Annotated in this window: 10 protein-coding genes; 3 read left to right on the top strand and 7 right to left on the bottom strand. The window is 71.1% G+C overall.

From position 1 onward, the window contains the following. Positions 1-4: 4 nt before the first annotated feature. Entirely contained in the window at positions 5-4,387 is a 4,383-nt protein-coding gene (locus Scani_RS35150; protein ID WP_159482555.1) for an FtsK/SpoIIIE domain-containing protein, read from the top strand. A 77-nt stretch (positions 4,388-4,464) separates the two neighbouring features. On the opposite strand, the gene Scani_RS35145 is transcribed toward Scani_RS35150, so the two are convergent. The 7 genes from Scani_RS35145 to Scani_RS35115 all read right to left on the bottom strand — a co-directional run bounded on the left by Scani_RS35145 (position 4,465) and on the right by Scani_RS35115 (position 17,014). After that, the gene (locus tag Scani_RS35145) at positions 4,465-4,896 is read right to left on the bottom strand and encodes an Imm50 family immunity protein (RefSeq protein ID WP_159481719.1); all 432 of its coding nucleotides are present in this window, start codon (positions 4,894-4,896) and stop codon (positions 4,465-4,467) included. Continuing rightward, the gene (locus Scani_RS35140; protein ID WP_159481718.1) at positions 4,893-9,365 is read right to left on the bottom strand and encodes a DUF6531 domain-containing protein; all 4,473 of its coding nucleotides are present in this window, start codon (positions 9,363-9,365) and stop codon (positions 4,893-4,895) included. Before Scani_RS35140 ends, Scani_RS35145 begins: the two co-directional genes overlap by 4 nt. A 161-nt stretch (positions 9,366-9,526) precedes the next feature. Beyond that, positions 9,527-14,014, bottom strand: a complete 4,488-nt coding sequence (locus tag Scani_RS35135) for a DUF6531 domain-containing protein (protein ID WP_159481717.1) — start codon at positions 14,012-14,014, stop codon at positions 9,527-9,529. Between the two features lie 25 nt (positions 14,015-14,039). Then, positions 14,040-14,768, bottom strand: a complete 729-nt coding sequence (locus Scani_RS35130; RefSeq protein WP_159481716.1) for a hypothetical protein — start codon at positions 14,766-14,768, stop codon at positions 14,040-14,042. A 32-nt stretch (positions 14,769-14,800) separates the two neighbouring features. Further along, entirely contained in the window at positions 14,801-15,115 is a 315-nt protein-coding gene (locus tag Scani_RS35125; RefSeq protein ID WP_159481715.1) for a hypothetical protein, read from the bottom strand. Positions 15,116-15,190: 75 nt separating this feature from the next. Continuing rightward, positions 15,191-15,490: a WXG100 family type VII secretion target gene (locus tag Scani_RS35120; RefSeq protein ID WP_033268020.1), complete on the bottom strand. Its 300-nt coding sequence runs from the start codon at positions 15,488-15,490 to the stop codon at positions 15,191-15,193. A 573-nt stretch (positions 15,491-16,063) separates the two neighbouring features. Further along, positions 16,064-17,014, bottom strand: coding sequence for an alpha/beta fold hydrolase (locus Scani_RS35115; RefSeq protein ID WP_159481714.1), 951 nt, complete (start codon positions 17,012-17,014; stop codon positions 16,064-16,066). A 126-nt stretch (positions 17,015-17,140) separates the two neighbouring features. On the opposite strand from Scani_RS35115, the gene Scani_RS35110 reads away from it, so the two are divergent. Then, positions 17,141-17,815, top strand: a complete 675-nt coding sequence (locus Scani_RS35110) for a TetR/AcrR family transcriptional regulator (RefSeq protein WP_159481713.1) — start codon at positions 17,141-17,143, stop codon at positions 17,813-17,815. A gap of 199 nt (positions 17,816-18,014) precedes the next feature. Further along, positions 18,015-18,344, top strand: coding sequence for a hypothetical protein (locus Scani_RS35105; protein WP_159481712.1), 330 nt, complete (start codon positions 18,015-18,017; stop codon positions 18,342-18,344). Positions 18,345-18,571 lie beyond the last annotated feature (227 nt).

Below are 18,571 nucleotides of genomic sequence, written 5' to 3'. Positions count from 1 at the left end.
GTTGATGTTGACCGTGGTCGAGGGGGGCGGTGAGGCGTTCGACGTCCACCTCGACGCCGACCCCGACACGCCCGTGAGTGCCGTCGCGGAGGCGCTGGCCGGGGCGGGAGGCGTCCACCGGCCCCCGGAGGGCCTCGGCCTGTACGTCGGTGATCAGTTGCTGCCCGCGGACCTGCGGCTGCGGGACGCGCCGCTCCGGCACGCCGCCGTCGTGGGCCTGGGATGCCCGGCGGGCACCGCGTCGGCCGAACCGGACGGGCTGGTGGAGATCCGTGCGGTCGGCGGGGCCGGGGCGGGCGCGGTGCACCGGCTCGACATCGGCTCGTACCGGATCGGACTGGCGCACGACGGCACCGCCCAGGTGCTGCGCGCCGTACCGCACCAGCCCTCCGCCGTCCTGACCGTGGGCCCCGGAGGACGCTGCCGGGTGGCGCCCGACGCGTCCGCACCGGACGGCCCCCCGCAGCTGGACCGCGAGGACCTCGCTGGGGACACCGCCTGGCCGGCCGGCGCACAGCTCCTCGTCGGCGGCTGCCTGCTCGAACTCGCCCTCCCCCAGGCGCCGGACGCGGCCGTGCAGCCGTCGGAGGACGGCACCGGCTGGGACTACAACCGGCCGCCGCGGCTGCGGCCCGCCGCGACCGCCACCCGCTTCACCCTGCCGTCGCCGCCCGCCCCGCCCTCCGCCCGGCCGCTCCCGTGGATCACCGCGCTGGCCCCGCTGGTCATGGCGGGCGCGGGCGCGCTGATCTTCCACCGCACGTCGATGCTGCTGTTCGGCCTGCTCTCCCCGGTCGCGATCGTCGGCAACTTCCTCATGAGCCGCCGCACCGGCCGTCAGTCCCACTCCGAGAGCGTCACCGCCTACAAGGAGAAGAAGGAGCGCATCGAGGGCGACGCGACGGAGGCCCTCGTCGCCGAACGCACCGCCCGGCGCCGCGGATTCCCCGACCCGGCCGAGGTCGTCCTGACCGCCGTCGGCCCCCGGCGCCGCCTCTGGGAGCGCCGTATGAACGACGCCGACTTCCTCGAAATGCGCATCGGCACCGCCGACCTCGACTCCGACGTGGTGCTCCTGGACCCGACGAAGGACGAGCACCGCCGCCAGGACCCGTGGACCGCGTACGACGTCCCGGTGACCGTCCCGCTGCGCGAGCACCACGTCATGGGCATCGCGGGGCAGGGCCAGGCCGCGCGCGCCGTGGCCCGCTGGACCGTCGCCCAGGCCGCCGTCCTGCACAGCCCCCGTGACCTCCAGATCCACCTCCTGACCACCGGCGAACAGGGCCGCGACGGCTGGTCCTGGCTGCGCTGGCTGCCGCACGTGCGCAAGAAGTCCGGGGACACCCCGGCCAGCATCGGCTACGGCACGGAGACCTGCGCCCGGCGCGTCGCCGAACTCACCGCGATGATCGCCGAGCGCGCCGCGGCGGGAGACGCACGGGGCCGGGCCGTGGGCCCCGACGTGCTCGTCATCCTCGACGGCGCCCGCAGGCTGCGTTCGCTGCCCGGCGTCGCGCAGATCCTGCGCGACGGACCGGCCGTCGGCATCCGCGCCCTCTGCCTGGACGCCGAGGAGCGGCTGCTGCCGGAGGAGTGCCTCGCCGTTGTCGCCGAGGAGCCGGGCGGCACCGTACGGGTGGGCCGCTCCGGACGGGGCACGGTCGGGGGCATCAGGCCCGACATCGTCTCCCTGGACTACTGCCGTTCGCTGGCCCGCGCGATGGGCCCGCTGCGGGACTCGGGCGGCGGCGACGAGGAGGCCGCGGTACTGCCCGGCTCCGCGCGGCTGCTCGACGTGCTCTCCCTCGACCCGCCGCGGGCCGAGGGCATCCGGGCACGCTGGCTGGCCGGGGGCCGCTCGACCCGCGCGGCCGTCGGTGTCTCCCTCGACGGCCCGTTCCACCTCGACCTGAAGCGTGACGGCCCGCACGGTCTCGTCGCCGGCACCACCGGCTCCGGCAAGTCCGAACTCCTCCAGACCCTGGTCGCCTCCCTCGCGGTGGCGAACCGGCCGGACGCCATGACGTTCGTCCTCGTCGACTACAAGGGCGGCTCCGCGTTCAAGGACTGCGTGGACCTGCCGCACACCGTCGGCATGGTCACCGACCTCGACGCCCACCTCGTCGAGCGGGCCCTGGTGTCGCTCACCGCGGAACTCACCCGCCGTGAGCACATCCTCGCCGCGGTCGGCGCCAAGGACATCGAGGACTACGTCGACCTCCTGGAGCGCGAGCCGAGCGCGGGCCGCGAGCCGATGCCCCGGCTCCTCATCGTCATCGACGAGTTCGCCTCGATGGTGCGCGACCTGCCGGACTTCGTGAAGGGCCTGGTCAACATCGCCCAGCGGGGCCGTAGCCTCGGCATCCACCTGATCCTGGCGACGCAGCGCCCCAGCGGCGTCGTCTCCTCGGAGATCCGCGCCAACACCAACCTGCGCATCGCGCTGCGGGTCACCGACGCCGGCGAGAGCCAGGACGTCCTCAACTCCGGTGAGGCCGCCGGGATCTCGCAGAGCAACCCCGGGCGTGCCTACGTCCGACTCGGCCAGAACTCCCTCGTGCCGTTCCAGTCCGGACGCGTCGGCGGCCGGCGCCCCGGCGCCACGGTCGCCTCGCTGCCTGCGCCCTGGGCGGTGGCGGTCGGCTGGGAACGGCTCGGCGAACCGCTCCCGACGCGCCCCCGCGCCGCGGCCGCGCCCGCCGAGGTGGAGACCGACCTCACCGGCCTCGTCACGGCGATCCGTGAAGCGGACCAGCAGATGGGCATCCCCGCCCAGCACAGCCCCTGGCTCCCGCCGCTGCCCGAGGTCCTCGTCACCGGCGAACTCCCCCCGCCCACGCCCTCGGACTACGATCTGGCGCCCGTCGCGTACGGCGTCGTGGACCTGCCCGCGCAACAGGCCCGGCAGGCCCTGGTGATCGACCCGGCGACGCTCGGACACCTGCACATCATCGGCTCGCCGCGCCAGGGCAGGTCGCAGACGCTGCGCACCATCGCAGGCGCCATGGCCTTCGCCCACCCCGCCGACAAGCTGCACATGTACGGCATCGACTGCGGCAACGGCGCGCTGCTGCCCATCGAGGGCCTGCCGCACTGCGGAGCCATCACCCAGCGCACCCAGCCCGACCGGGTGGCCCGGCTCCTCGCCCGCCTCAACGAGGAACTGGGCCGACGTCAGGAGATGCTCGCCGCCCGCGGCAGCGCCGACCTGGCGGAGCTGCGCCGCGCCCTGCCGGAGGCCGAACGTCCTCCGCACATCGTGCTGTTCATCGACCGCTGGGAGGTCTTCGACAAGCAGCTCGGCGAGTACGACTCCGGGAACCTGCTGAACGCCGTGCTCACCCTGCTCCGGGACGGCGCGAGCGTCGGCATCCACCTGCTGATGACCGGCGACCGGGCGCTGTTCTCCAGCCGGGTCAACGGCTCCACCGAGGACAAGCTCGTCCTCAAGCTGAACGAGAAGTCCGAGTACGGGCAGATCGGCATCACCCAGCGCAACGTGCCGGACGAGATCCCGCCGGGCCGCGCCTTCCGCGCCGCCGACAAGGCGGAGGTGCAGATCGCGCTCCTCACGCCGAACCCGGAGGGCCAGGCGCAGGCCGGGGCGCTCCAGCAGATCGCCGCGCACTGCCGCGAACAGGCGGCCCATCTCCCGGCCACCACAAGGCCGTTCCGCGTCGACACCCTGCCGGACCGGCTCACCTGGGAGCAGGGGGCCCAGTACGTGCCGCAGCGGCTGCCGTCCACACGGTGGGCCCTGGCCGGTATCGGCGGCGACGAACTCACGGCGCTCGGACCCGACTTCTCCGTCACGCCGACGTTCATCGTCTCCGGGCCCGCCCGCTCGGGGCGCAGCACCGTCCTGTCGACGCTGGCCATGTCGCTGCTCTCGGTCAGGACGCCCATCGTCATCGGCGCGCCCGTCCGATCGCCGCTGCGCCGGCTCGCCGGACGGCCCGGGGTCCTCGCGGTCTTCGACGAGTCCGACATCGACCCCGCCGCCCTCGAACAGGCGCTGGCCGCCGCGCCGCAGGGGGCCGTGGTGATCCTGGACGACGCCGACCTGCTGCTGAAGTCGAAGGCGGAGTCCGTCCTCACACCGATCGCCAAGTCCGGCGCCGAGACGGGCCGGGGCCTGATCCTCGCGGGGCAGACCGACCGGCTCTCCTCCGGCTTCTCCGGCTGGCACACCGAGGCCCGCCGCAACCGGACGGGCCTCCTGCTCAAGCCGCAGAACATGAGCGACGGCGAACTGATCGGCGTGAAGATCCCCCGCAGCCGCCTGGGCGCGACCCGCCCGGGCCGGGCCATCCTGCACCTGGGGGACGGGGTGCTGCGGACGGTGCAGGTACCGGAGACGGTGCTGCCGTCGGCGGAGGGCTGACCGGCCTTGTTGATGAGGTGAGGGCCCCCGCCGAGGAAATCGGCGGGGGCCCTCACACATGTATGGGGGCTGGGCGGTCAGCCGTCGCCTTGCAGGTAGGCCGACATCCTGGCCAGGGACGCCGACTGGCCGACGGCCCGAACCCGGACGTCGTCCGAGTCCACCGAGACGACGAGGCCGCCGTCACCCGGCTCCAGGTCGATGTCGACCACCGGGTCCAGACCGAACCCCTCGATCGAGCAGGAGTCGATGCCGGAGACGGCCAGCGTGACCTGCACCCGGTTGTACCCCTGGGCCGCCCACTTGTGCGGCGGGTCGGCCGGGTAGCGGGCGAGATTGAAGCGCAGGGACAGGGTGGGGCCGCCCCGGTGCAGGTCGACGGCGTGCAGGTGCACCCCGCGCAGGGGCGGCACCTCGCCCCCGTAGATCTTCACGAGTCCCGTCGACCGGAAGACGTGATCGGTCCAGGCCATGTGCCGCCCTCCGGTCGGTACGCGCGATTCACTCATGGTTGCCCCTGTTTACCTTTACCCCAGCTGTAGTGCTCCGAGGTCCCGGGGACCTTACCGTTTCGGGTGTCGTCGCCGGGGCGCACGTTGAAGTGCCGCCCCTGGTTTCCGGGGGTGCCCGGAGGGCCGTAAATGTGGCCGGCGGAGTGGTCCTGGATGACCACCTTTCTGCCGTCGGCGAGCGTGTAGTGGGACTCGCGGGTCGGGATCGGCATGCCGTCCTTCAAGACCTTGGCGCCCTTCGCCGTCTCCATGTCCACGTGAGCGACATAGTCGGGTGCCTGCCCCTTCTTGATGCCCAGATCCCGCTTGGCCGCCCGGAACGCGCCGCGCTTGGTGGGAAGGTGCTGATTCTCGGGGACCGACGAGCAGCTCTCCGGAGCGAGACCGAGCACGTCGACCCAGGTGTGCGGGTTGTGGACGTACGTGACCGGGTTGTCGGCCGGCGCGAGCCCCAGCGGGTCGGGGGAGGCGTAGCGCGCGGTCTCGGGGTCGTAGTGGCGGAAGCAGTTGTAGTGGAGGCCGGTTTCGGTGTCCTCGTACTGGCCGGGGAAGCGCAGCGGCGTCAGCGCGACGGCGTCGCGGTTGCGGCTGGTGGTGCCCCACAAGGTGGAGCGGGAGCGCCAGGCGATGCCGCCCCGCTCGTCGACCAGTTCGGTGGGGGTGCCCACCAGGTCGGTGACGATCGAGAAGAACCGGGAGTCGTACTCCTCCTGCGTCCTCGGCTTGCGCTCCAGCTGGGTCAGGGGACGGTGGTCCTCGTGGTCCCAGGTGGTGGTGACGCCGGTGGCGCTGTCGGTCTGCTCGGCGAGCCGGCTCGCGTCCCAGGTGAAGCGGACCGTCTCGGCCACCGAACCGTCCTCGGCCAAACGGTACTTGGAGGTGCGGCGGCCCAACGGGTCGTACGTATAGCGCCACTGGACGCCGTCGGGCGTCACGCACGAGGTGAGGCGGTCCTCGGCGTCCCAGGTGTAGCGCCAGGTGTCGGGCTTCTTCGACAGGCGGCGCTTCTGGCGCAGCACCATGCGGCCCGCGGCGTCGTACTCGTAGCGGACCGCGCCCGCGGACTGGACGCGGGTGCCGGTGTAGGTGCGCTCGCCGCGGGCCTCGGCGCGGCCGGCCTTCTCCGGCCAGGTCGCCGTGGTCTGGTTGCCCGCCTGGTCGTAGGCGTAGGACTCGGTCCAGTTCTCGGCGGTGACCGTCAACGGGCGTCCGGCCGGGTCGAGTTCCATCTGCCGGCTCAGTCCGGTGACGGTTTCCGTTTCGGACGTGAGCAGGCTGTCGCCGCGATAGGTGTAGTGCCGGTCCCGCAGGGTGCGGCCGGAGACGGTGAGGCCGCGGGTGACGGCACGTCCGGCCAGGTCCCACGCGGTCGTGGCGGTCACGGACTCCGTGCCCCAGGTGCGGGCCAGCTCGCGGCCGAGGACGTCGTGGCTGAAGGCCACTTGGTGCCCGTCGACCGCAAGGCCGTCGCGGTTCCCGTGCTCGTCGTAGGAGAGTTCGGTGACGACGCCGGTCGGGGTGGTGCGGGAGGTGCGGCGGCCGAGCACGTCGTAGCCGAACGCGGTGCGACGCCCGTCCACGGTCTCGGCGAGCACCCGCCCCATGACGTCCCGCTCGAACTCCACCGTCGACTCGGCGGACGAGATCCGGGTGAGCTCCCCGGCCGGGTCGTAGGCGTAGGACGTGACCGCCCCCGCCACGTCCTTGCGGACGAGCTCGCCGACGGCGTTGTACGCGAAGCCGATCTCCTCGCCCAACGGCGTCGTACGAGAGACGACGCGGCCCGCCGCGTCGTGGACGTAGCCGACCGCACGGTCGTCGAAGTCGGACTCGCGCGTCATACGGCCCGCCGCGTCGTACGTGTAGTCCCAGGTCAGGCCCTGCGGGTTGGTGACCTGCGTGAGGCGCCGCTCCCGGTCGTAACCGAAGGTGTGGCGCACCCCGTCGGGCCCGGTGCGGGCGGCGACCAGGTCGAAGTGGGTGTACTCGTAGCGAGTGGTGGCGCCCGTCGGGTCGGAGGCGGAGAGGCAGTTGCCCTCCCCGTCCCAGGTCCTGCGCTCGACGCGGCCGTCGGGCCCGGTGCGCCGCGCCAGCAGCCCTTCGACGGTCCACTCGGTGCGCACGACCGCGCCCAGCGGATCGGTGAGCGTGACGATGCGCCCGAAGGCATCGCGCTCGGCCGTCTCCCGGCTCCCGTCCCCCCGGTCGACGGCCACGGTGAGCCCCGCGGCATCGGCCTCGTACGAGACGATGCCGCCCGCCGGATCCGTGACCGAGGCGAGGGCGCCCGTGGGGTGCCGGGTCAGCCGGTGGGCGGACCCGTCCTCCGCGATGAAGGCGACGAGATTGCCCCGCTCGTCGAACTCCTGCCGCGAGACGCTGCCGTCCGGCGCCGTCTCCGAGACCGGAAGGTTCAGCCCGTTGTACGCCACCGTGGAGCTGGCGCCGTCCGCGTGGTGCGTGACGGTCGGGTTGTGCCGCTCGTCGTACTCGTAGCGGGTGGTGTGGCCGAGGGCGTCGGTCCGCGACAGCAGGTTGTCCCAGCGGTCCCACTCGGAGTGGACGGTGTTGCCCAGCGGGTCGGTCTCGGCGACGACCTGGTACAGCTCGTTCAACTGGTAGACGTGCGTGGCGCCTTCGGCGTCCGTGTAGTGCGTGCGCCGCTGCTCGGGGTCGTACGACCAGCTGGAGGAGAGGTACCCCTCGGGGCCGATCGTCTCGGTGACGCGGTTCTCGTCGTCGTACACGTACCGGTAGATGGAGTTGTTCCGGTCCGTCCAGGAGGTGATGCGGTGCTGCTCGTCGTAGCCGAACACCATCGGTCGGCCGGAGGAGTTGACGACGTGGGTGAGGTTGCCGTCCGCGTCGTGCTCGTAGTCCATGACGTCGACGGGGCCCTGCTGGGTGGAGACCTTCAGCCCGGTCAGCAGGCCGACGGTGCACTCGACGTCGACGCGGTAGCCGCCGGAGTGCAGCAGCGTGGTGGGTGTGCCGTCCTCCAGGCGCTCGACGGTGACCTCGTTGCCGTTGCGGTCCTGCCAACCGCTCAGCCAGTAAAGCCCGTTCTCGTCGTCGGGGTGGTCCGCGAAGGTCCGTACGAGACCTGTGTGCGGGTCGGCGACGCGAAAGGCGACCCGGCCCTCGGCACCGGCTGCCGCACGGGCCAGCGGGAGACGCGGGCCTTCCTCGGGCAGCACCCCCTCATGCTCGCCCTCGCCGGCTTCGGCACCGGGAAGCCCCGGATAGAACAGAATCGACCCGTCCTCACGGAGCCACGACACCCGTCCCCGCTCGTTGATCTCCAGGCGCTCGTCGAGAGTGGAGGCCCAGGAGGGGCCGAAGAACTGGCCGTACCGGTAGGACGACAGATACGTACGGGAGACCGCGAGCGGCAGGACGCCGGGCAGCGTCAGATCGGTCTGCCGCAACAGCATTTCGCCGCTGGCCACATCGATCGGGTCGCCCGCGCACTTCCGCTTGTCGATGCCGCGGCCGGTGACGCGGGCGTCCGGTGTCTTGACCGTGCCGGGCTTGACGCTCTTCATGCCCTTGACCGCCGAGCCGATCCCCTTGACGCCCTTGAGGAGTGCGCCGCCGCCCGCAACCAGTCCCACGACGCCGAGGAAGATCTCGCCGATGTCCCAGTCGCCCGTCTCGGCCATGATCGACATATTGATGCCCAGTGACGCCACACCGGTCAGGACGGCGCCGATGGTGAGCGCGATGCCGAGCCCTTGCAGGCCGGGGATGAGCAGGGCGATGACGCCGAGCACCGCACTGACGATGCCGAGGATCTTGCTGAACGTCTTCTTGATCTTGTCCCAGAGGCTGTAGCCGTCGACGGATTCGTCGCGGGCGTCGTCGAGTTTCTGGGCGGCGACGGAGGCGTCTTCCTCGCGGACCTGGCGGGCGTCCTCAGCGAGCATGCGGGCGGCGTCGAGGTCGGCCTGGGCGTCGTCGGCCCGGGCCTGTGCGCCGGATTGCTTGCTGTGGGCCTCGTCGAGGGCGCGGCGGGTGCTGGCGCGGGCTTCCTTGTCGTCCGGTGGATGCTGGGCGCCGTCGAGCTTGCTGATGTCGGCGCCGGCCGCCTTGACCACATCGGTGGCCGATTCGAGCCGGTCCTTGGCCTCGCGCCCCTTCTCCAGGGCGTTGTCGGCGTTGCGCTGCTGATCACGCAGTGAATTCACGTACGTGTCCAGGGCGCCGGCGGCCTGGTCGTAGGAGTCGTGCAGTTTGCGTACTTGGTTGGCCAGGTCGCCCAGCTTGTCCCGGAGCTTGTCCATCGTCTTGCCCTCGCCGGCCTGGTTGTTCTCCAGGCCGGAGACGAGGGGCAGGGCGTCGCCCGCGTTGTCGGCGACGGAGCGGTACTGGCGGGCCAGGTCTCCGAGCATGTCCGCATCACCCGGGGTCGGGTCGTCGGAGAAACCGAACACGTCCTGCCAGTCGGTTTCAAGGGGCCGCGCCACGTCCCGACCTCACTTTCCGTTCTCGATATCCACGCCCGACAGCGCCTACCTCGGGCGGCTTCCTCATCCGGACGATTCACATCCGGTGTACGGATCTTGCTGTGCCGCGGTTCACCGTCGACCGCGCCGGGACCCCGGGCAGGAAGAGGGCGGCGCCGGGTTCACTCCCTCCACTTCAGACCTCCCCCCGCGTCCCAGATCTTGTCCTCCCAGGCGTACCGGACGTTGACTCCGAGTTCGCCGGCCATGCGGTTCATCGCCCCCTTGCAGCTGCTGCACGGCGGCCGTGAGCCTTGCATGAACACGGCTTCTCCCCGGGCGAGCGGAGCCCGGCCGAGATACGGGTCGTTCGGGATGGAGACCTTGTCGCCGGTGCTGGCGCCGGCCATGCGGGAGAAACGGTGTTCCGTGTGGACGACGTTCCCGTACGCCCAGTTTCTGGGGAGAGTGCTTTCCGCCGCGGTCCTGGCCTCGCCGGATCCCGGGGTCCGCACCGTGTGCTCGGCCCTGATGGGCCACGGCCTGTGACCCCCGCCGGACTCCAGGACGTAGATCTGGGCCGTATGTCCGCATTCCTCCAGACCGAGTGGGTCGTACGTGGTGGAGGGGTTCGAGACGTAGGCGACCGGGTTCGGCGCCGGGTCAAGGCCGAGCGGGTCGGGTGAGACGTAGCGTCCCGTCTCCGGGTCGTAGTGGCGGAAGTAGTTGTAGTGAAGGCCGGTTTCGCGGTCCTGGTACTGGCCGGGAAAGCGCAGCGGGGTGGTGGCCGTGGCATCGCGGTTGCGACTGGTGACACCCCAGAGAGTGGCGCGGGAGCGCCAGGCGATGCCGCCCTGCTCATCCACCAGTTCGGTGGGAGTACCGACCAGGTCGGTCACGATCGAGAAGAAACGGGAGTCGTACTCCTCCTGCGTCCTCCGCTTGCGCTCCAGCTGTGTCAGGGGCCGGTAGTCGTCGTGGTCCCAGGTGAGGGTGATGCCGTTCGCGGTGTCGGTCTGTTCGGCGAGGCGGGTCTCGTCCCAGGTGAAGTGGACCGCCTCGGCGACCGACCCGTCCTCCGCCATGCGGTACTTGGCGGTACGCCGGCTCAGCGGGTCATAGGTGTAGCGCCAGCGGGTGCCGTCGGGCGTCACGCACGAGGTGAGCTGGTCCTCCGCGTTCCATTCGTAGCGCCAGGTGTCGGGCTTCCTCGACAGACGGCGCTTCTGGCGCAGCACCATGCGGCCGGCGGCGTCGTACTCGTAGCGCACCGCGCCCGCGGCCTGGATGCGGGTGCCCGCGTAGGTGCGCTCGCCGCGGGCCTCCGCGAGGCCGGCCTTCTCCGGCCACGTCGCCGACGTCTGGTTGCCCGCCTGGTCGTAGGCGTAGGACTCGGTCCAGCCGTCGGCGGTCACGGCCAACGGGCGACCCGCCTGGTCGAGTTCCAGCTGCCGGGACAGGCCCGTCGTCGCGTCCGTGACGGCCGTGAGGTGATCGTCCGCACGATAGGTGTAGGTGCGCTCGCGCAGGGTGCCGGCGGAGGTGGCGAGGCGCTGGGCGACGGGGCGTCCGGCCGGGTCCCAGTCGTTCGTCGCCTCCACGGGCGAGGTCCGGCTGCCCCAGACGCGGGCCATCTCCTTGCCGAGTACGTCGTGGGTGAAGGCCACCCGGTGCCCGTCGACGGTGAGGCTGTCGCGGTTTCCCAGCTCGTCGTAGGTGAGTTCGGTGACGGCGCCGGTGGGGGTGGTGCGGGAGGTGCGACGGCCGAGGACGTCGTAGGTGAAACCGGTACGGCGGCCGTCCACGGTTTCGGCCAGGACCCGCCCCATGGCGTCGCGTTCGAACTCCAGCGTCGAGTCCGGGGAGGCCATGCGGACGAGTGATCCGGCCTGGTCGTATTCATAGGACGTCGTGGCCCCCGCCACGTTCTTCAGGAGCATCTCGTCCACGGAGTTGTACTGGAAGGAGATCTCCTCGCCCAACGGGTTGGTGCGGGCGATCAGTCGGCCCGACGCATCGTGGGTGTAGGTGACCTCACGGCCGTCGAAGTCGGACTCGCGTATCAGGAGGCCTGCCGCGTCATAGGCGTAATCCCAGGTGAGCCCCTGCGGGTTGCGGACCTGCGTGAGGCGGCGCTCCGCGTCGTAGGCGAAGGTGTAGCGCACGCCGTCGGGCCCGGTACGGGCCGCGAGCAGGTCGAAGTGGGTGTACTCGTACCTGGTGGCGCCCCCCGCGGAGTCGGTCGCCGAAAGGCAGTTGCCCTCTGGGTCCCAGCTCATGCGCTTGACCCGCCCGTCGGGGGCGATGGTGCGTGCCGGCCGTCCCTCGACCGTCCACTCGGTGCGGGTGACCGCTCCGAACGGGTCGGTGAGGGCGATGAGCCGGCCGAACGCGTCGCGCTCCGCCGTCGCCGTGCCTCCGAAGCCGCTGTCGACGCCCACGGTCAGACCTGCCGCGTCCACTTCGAACCTGACCAGACCTCCCGACGGGTCCGTGGCCGTGGCGGTCGCGCCGGTGGGGTGACGGGTGAGGTGGTGCGTGGTGCCGTCGGGAGCGGTCAGGGAGGTCAGGTTGCCGCGCTCGTCGAACTCCTGCCGCCAGACGCTGCCGTCGGTCCGGGTCTGCGCGGTCGGCTGATTCAGCCTGTTGTAGGCCGTCGTGGAGGTCTTGCCGTCGGGGAGGTGGACGACGGTGAGGTTGTGGCGCTGGTCGTACTCGTAGCGGGTGGTGTGGCCGAGGGCGTCGGTGCGCGACAGGAGGTGGTCGTAGCGGTCCCACTCGGTGTGGACGGTGTGGCCCAGCGGGTCGGTCTCGGCGACGACTTGGTACAGGTCGTTGAGGTGGTAGGTCGTCGTGGCGCCGCAGGCGTCGGTGAAGTGGTTCCGCTGCGCGGCCGGGTCGTAGGACCACTGCGAGGAGAGGTAGCCCTCGGGGCCGATGGTCTCGGTGACGCGGTTCGCGTCGTCGTAGACGTAGCGGTAGGTGGAGTCGTTGCGGTCGGTCCAGGCGGTGAGGCGGTTCCGGTCGTCGTAGTCGAACACCATCGCCTGACCGGAGGAGTTGACGACGTGGCTGAGGTTGCCGTCCGCGTCGTGCCGGTAGGACATCACCTCGACGGGGCCGTCGGGCGTGGCGACCGCCACGTCCAGCAGCAGGCCGGCGACGCAGTTCACCTCCACGCGGTAGCCGCCGGGGTGGACCATCGCCGTCGGGGAGCCGTCCTCCTCCCGCTCGATCCGCACCTCGTTGCCGTTCCGGTCGTGCCACCGGGCCAGCCAGTGCACGCGGGTGTCGTCGGCACCGGAGGTGGGGCGGTCCGCGAAGTAGCTGCGCACACCGGTGTACGGATCGGTGACCGAGTAGGTGACCTCGCCCTCGGCCGTCTCCTCGGCCGCCAGCGGCAGGCGTGCTCCCTCCTCGGGCCACACCAGGTCGTCCACGGAGCCGGCCTCGGGGAGCCGTGGGTAGCTGAGGATCGAGCCGTCCTCGCGCGCCCAGAACGCCCGGCCCCGGCCGTCGACTTCGAGGCGTTCGTCGAGGGTGGAGGCCCAGGAGGGGCCGAAGAACTGCCCGTAGCGGTACGTCGACAGATACGTCCGGGTCAGCCGCAGCGGCAGCACGCCGTGCAGCTCCAGGTCGGTCTTGATCATGAGCATCTCGCCGGTGGCCACGTCCACCGGGTCGGTCGCGCACTTCTTGCTGGCCGCGCCACGGCCGTTGGGGCGAAACCTGGAGCCGATCTTGTTCAGCCCGTTGCGCGCGATGCCCTTCAGCGCCGAGCCGACGCTTCCGAGCCCCTTGAGGAGCGCGCCGCCACCCGCGACGAGGCCGATGACGCCGAGGACGATCTCGCCGATGTCCCAGTCACCGGTCTCGGCCATGATCGATATGTTGATGGCGAGTGACGCGGCGCCCGCGACGACGGCGCCGATGGTGAGCGCGATCCCGAGTCCTTGCAGGCCGGGGATGAGCAGGGCGATGACGCCGAGCACGGCGCTGATGATGGCGAGAGCCTTGCTGAAGGCCTTCTTGATCTTGTCCCAGAGGCTGTAGCCGTCGACGGATTCGTCGCGGGCGTCGTCCAGTTTCTGGGCGGCGGTGGCGGCGTCTTCCTCGCGGACCTGGCGGGCGTCCTCGGCGAGCATGCGGGCGGCGTCGAGGTCGGCCTGGGCGTCGTCGGCCTGGGCCTGGGCGCCGGATTGCTTGCTGTGGGCCTCGTCGAGGGCGCGGCGGGTGCTGGCGCGGGCTTCCTTGTCGTCCGGCGGGTGCTGGGCGCCGTCGAGCTTGCTGATGTCGGCGCCGGCCGCCTTGACCACATCGGTGGCCGATTCGAGCCGGTCCTTGGCCTCGCGCCCCTTTTCCAGGGCGTTGTCGGCGTTGCGTTGCTGGTCGCGCAGCGAGTGGACGTAGGTGTCGAGGGCGCCGGCGGCCTGGTCGTAGGAGTCGTGCAGTTTGCGTACTTGGTTGGCCAGGTCGCCCAGCTTGTCCCGGAGTTTGTCCATGGTCTTGCCCTCGCCGGCCTGGTTGTTCTCCAGGCCGGAGACGAGGGGCAGGGCGTCGCCCGCGTTGTCGGCGACGGAGCGGTACTGGCGGGCGAGGTCTCCGAGCATGTCCGCATCACCCGGGGTCGGGTCGTCCGAGAACCCGAAGACGTCTTCCCAATCGGACACCGCTGGACGCGCCATGGCCGCTACCTCACTTTTCCTGTTCTGTTTCGCCCACGGGGCTTCCCTCGGCGGCTCCCGCCGCCGGATCTGCTGCGTCGGTCGTGTCGGCCTGGTCGCCGAAACGGAGCGACTCCGCGATCGCGTCGAAGACCTCGTAGAACTGTTCCGCCAGATCCACGTTGGGGGTGGAGCAGGCGAGCACCAGATAGTCGTGGCTGTTCGGCACCGGGACCAGGGTGTGCCGGACCGCGGTGGGCACCCGCTTCCCGTGGTGGTCGATGTCCTCGATGCGGGAGATCCGCCCGGCCACCCCGACGTGCGGCAGCTCCACCAACTCCACCTCGCCGGGCGGCAGTCCGCTGCTCTCCGCGTCGGTGCCGAGCTGTACGCCGGCGGCCATGACGAGGTCCGCCAGATCCTCCGACTGCCCCTCCGGAATGGAGATCCGAAGCACCACGGCGGTGGCGCTGAGCACCAGCGGGCCGCCGCCCGCGCGCAGGATCCTGATCATTCCCGAGGCCCGCAGCGCACCCTGCGCGTGCGCCTCGCGGGCGATGCGCCGCGTACTGCGGATCAGCCCGTCCAGCTGCTCGCGGGTCAACTGCGGGGCCTTCTCCACCTGTGCCTCGATGCGGCGGCGGATCGACGCGTCCCGGGTGCTCGGGTCGAGGTCGAGATGCCACCACGAGTCGGGGAACCTCAGGCTGTATTCCGCGGGCGCGGCCGCCTCCGGCTGCTCCGTGGTCGGTTCCGTCATGGCGCTTTTCCCTTCCGCGGGACGTGCTTCTGTCACGCGTCCTTCTTGTCTTCGTCGAGCGACTTGACGGTCTCGTCGTCCGTCTGCGTGAAGTTCTCGGCGATCGTGTCCGTGTTGTCGGCGAACGTCTTCACGTTGTCGTGAACCCGCTCGTGACCCGCCACCCACGCCTTGTCGAACGCGTCGAGGGCGTCCGCGAGCTTGCTGTCGCCGGCCACGCTCTTGAAGTCCCCCGAGTCGCCGGCGGCGTGGTAGAGCGTCGCGGAGTTCCCGATCAGCTCCCCGATGTTCTGGAGCTCCTTGACGGTGTCCTTCAGGTCCTGCACAGGCACGCTGATGTTGCCCACCGGTGTCTCCCCTCCTGTCCCAGCCGCCCGGCCCCGCCCTCACAGGGAGAGCGGGGCCGGACGATGCGGGGAGCTTCAGCCGATGGAGCCGGCGGTCTGGTCGTCGGTGTCGACGAACGCGTCCGCCACCTGCTTGATGAACTCGCTGACACCCTGCAGACCCTCGATGGCCTTCTCGGTGCCGTTCTTGTACTCCTCCCAGTACGGGCGGAACTTGCTCTCCGAGCCGGGCGTCGCGTAGGCCGCCTCGACCATCTCGTCCATCTTGGTGTTGGCCTCGTGGAGGCTCTGCTGCATCAGTTCCTTCTGGTTCTGAAGCCAGGTCGACGCCTCCCGCATCTCGTCCGGGCTGATCTTGATGTTGCCGCCGGCCATGCCGATTCCTTCCCTCGCTGCGTATCGCCGCGGCCACCGGGGCCGCACACACGAGGCTGTACGGGGCAACTTCCGGTGCGGTTCACGCCTGTTGCGGAACGGTGACGAAGCGGCCGGTCGGCGCGCTGACCAGCAAGGTGCACCTCGCAACGGCACGGCGTCGCGCCCACCGCCGCTCACGCCCCCGAAGCCGCGGGCCCTCGGGGCCCCCGGAGCGGCACCATGACCACAAGCCACCTTCTGATGCAGATCTGATGTGCGAGACGCCTGAACCGGCCCGCCCCGGACAACAAACAAGGCCCAGGTCAGTGACCTGGGCCTCAACCATCCATCGGCTGACGGGAATCGGACCTGCGCTCCGAGCCTGCGAATCAACGGTGCGTGCGTGGGGCGCCGGGGTGGTGTTCGGCTTGCAAGAGCAGCGGACCGGCGGCGAAAGCAGTGGACCGGTGGCCCATGACGGGCGGTTGCCGCGTCGGAGGTTCCTTCAAGGAGCCCGCGCTCGCAGCCGCCATGCCTGAGCTGACGCTCCGCCCCCGCTCGGCCGTACTGGAGCCTTCCCGGCCGCAGGTCCTACGCGTCGACCACGCCGCCGACCTCGGCCGGGTCGAGGGAGTCGACGTCCTCCATGAAGCTCAGCATCCGGGCGTTGACCACGTCGGGGTGGTCGATCTGCGGGCCGTGACCGGTCGCGGCGATGATCTCGGCGCGGGCTCCGGGGATCAGCCGCGGCACCCGTTCCAGCTGGCGCTGCGGGTGTACCAGCAGGCTGCGCTTGCCCATGATGACGTAGAGCGGGGTCCGGATGGAGCGCAGCGCGTCCTCGGTCAGCGGCAGCGGTGCGGGGCGGCGGATCCGGAAGGCGCGGGCGCCCGCCTGGATCCACGTCCGCACCTCGGGAACGGCGATGACCGGTTGCTCCAGCCAAGAGGCGAGGCGCGGGCGCAGCGCCTTGGGGGCGAAGCTGGCGAAGAGACTGACGAAGACCCAGGCGAAGAAGCGCAGGCCCACCTTCTCCAGGCCGCCGGGGTCGAGGGCGGTGACCGACGCGAGCCGTCCGGGCCGGCGGTGAGCCATGTTGAGCACCAGCCAGCCGCCGTACGAGGAGCCGACCAGGTGAACCCGGTCGAGGCCGAGGGCGTCGAGCGCCTCGTCGAGCCACTGGGCGGCGCGCTCCGGCTGCCACATGGGCTCGCGGTGGACGCTGCGCCCGGCGTCGCCGGGGGTGTCGAGTGCGTAGACAGGGCGTTCGCCGCTGAGCGCGGGGGTGTTGGGGTACCACATCGCCGAGCAGTAGCCCGCGCCGTGGATCAGGACCACCGGCGTACGGGACTCGGCTGCCGGATCCGTGGGGCCGTACCGGTAGACGTGCGTGGTGCCGAAGCCGGTCTCGACGTCCGTCTCTGAGCGGGCGGGGGCCCCCATCGCGTAGACGGCGTCGCAGGCGGCGAAGTAGCGGTCGCGCAGCTTGTCGTTCACGTAGCGGCCGACATCGCGGCGCACACGGGTCGTGTTCTCGGGCACGGGGCACCTCCAGGGAGATCCGTTCTTCGTGATACGAACGTACCATGTCGATGGTACGGCGGTACCATAAAGAAGTCCGGGGAGCCGGACCGCGAACCCACTACCGACGGGCGGAGACAGCGGCACATGCCAAAGCGCGTGAACCACGACGAACGGCGCGCCCAGATCGCCGAGGCGCTCATCCAGGTCGCGGGGCGCCGAGGGCTGCACGCCGTCGGCATGCGCGACGTGGCCGCGGAGGCCGGTGTGTCACTCCGGCTCGTGCAGTACTACTTCGAGACCAAGGAGAAGCTGCTCTTCTACGGGCTCCAGCACCTGACCGACCGCTTCACCGCACGGGTCGGCGCCCGCCTCCGCGCCGCCGGCCCGGACCCGGGCCCGCGCGCGACCATCGAGGCACTGCTGCTGGCCTCTCTCCCGACCGACGAGGAGAGCCGCACCTTCCACCTCCTCTACAGCTCCTACTCGATCCTGTCCGTGACCGACGACGCGCTGGCCGCACAGCCCTTCATCGACAAGCCCGACGCCGCGGAGAACGCCCTCACCGGCCTGCTCGAACAGGCCCAGGCGTCCGGCCTCGCCGATCCCGGCGCCGACGCGCGCACGGAGGCGATCAGCCTGCTCGCCATGACGGCGACCATGGGCACCAGCATCCTCGTGGGCCAGCGGAGTCCCGAGTCGGCCCTCGCGGTACTCCATCACCACCTGGACCGGATCTTCGCGACCCGCGGTCGGCCCCGGGGGAGGGGGAGGGGGGAGCCGCGCCCCCTTGATGCGGACCGTGGGCGCGACGGTCGCTGAACTCCGACCAACAGGGCAGCGTGCGTCGGCCAGTTGGAGTCCAGGCCCCCGGGCGGCGCCACCATGATCAGCAACCGAGGGTACGCATCCTGTCACCCCAACGGGGCCCATCGGGTGGCGGTTCGGTTCGCCCCGTTCCAGCCTGGGCTGGTGCGTTCGATTCGTCGAGAACGCACGAACCGTTCAGAGAGGTCACAGCATGTCCCGCACCAAGCTCCTCGCCCTGGCCGCCGTACCCGCGTTGGCCGTCAGCCTGGCGACTCCTGCGCTGGCCGATGACGAGCACGACCACCCCCGCGTCGTCACCGCAGAGAGCCCGGTCCGGTCCATCGGGGCCAACCAGACCGAGACCGTCACTGTCACCTGCCCCAGGGGCACCTTCGCCGTCAGCGGTGGCTGGGTCGTGTCCTCCGCCAGCATCGACGTGACGGGCAACCGCGCGGTGAGCGACAGACGGTGGACGATTCGATTCGAGAACGAGGCCAACCAGTCCGGCAGGGTGCAGGCCTTCGCCCGCTGCGCAACCTGACGGCGAGCACTCGCCAGGGCGGGCCGGAGGGCGAGCGGCGCGGCCATCTGAATGCCGCGACCGCTCTCCCTCCAGCCGAACAAGGGCGAAGCGGATCCGGCGCGCCACGCCCAGCGCGGCCCAGCCAACACACAAGGCCCAGGTCTGCGACCTGGGCCTCAACTATGGAGCGGGTGACGGGAATCGAACCCGCGCTCTGAGCTTGGGAAGCAACGGGGCCTTTCGTC

This window comes from Streptomyces caniferus, assembly GCF_009811555.1.
Lineage (GTDB): Bacteria > Actinomycetota > Actinomycetes > Streptomycetales > Streptomycetaceae > Streptomyces > Streptomyces caniferus.
The sequence above is the reverse complement of the archived record's forward strand: the minus strand, read 5'-3'. Positions and strand labels throughout refer to the sequence as shown.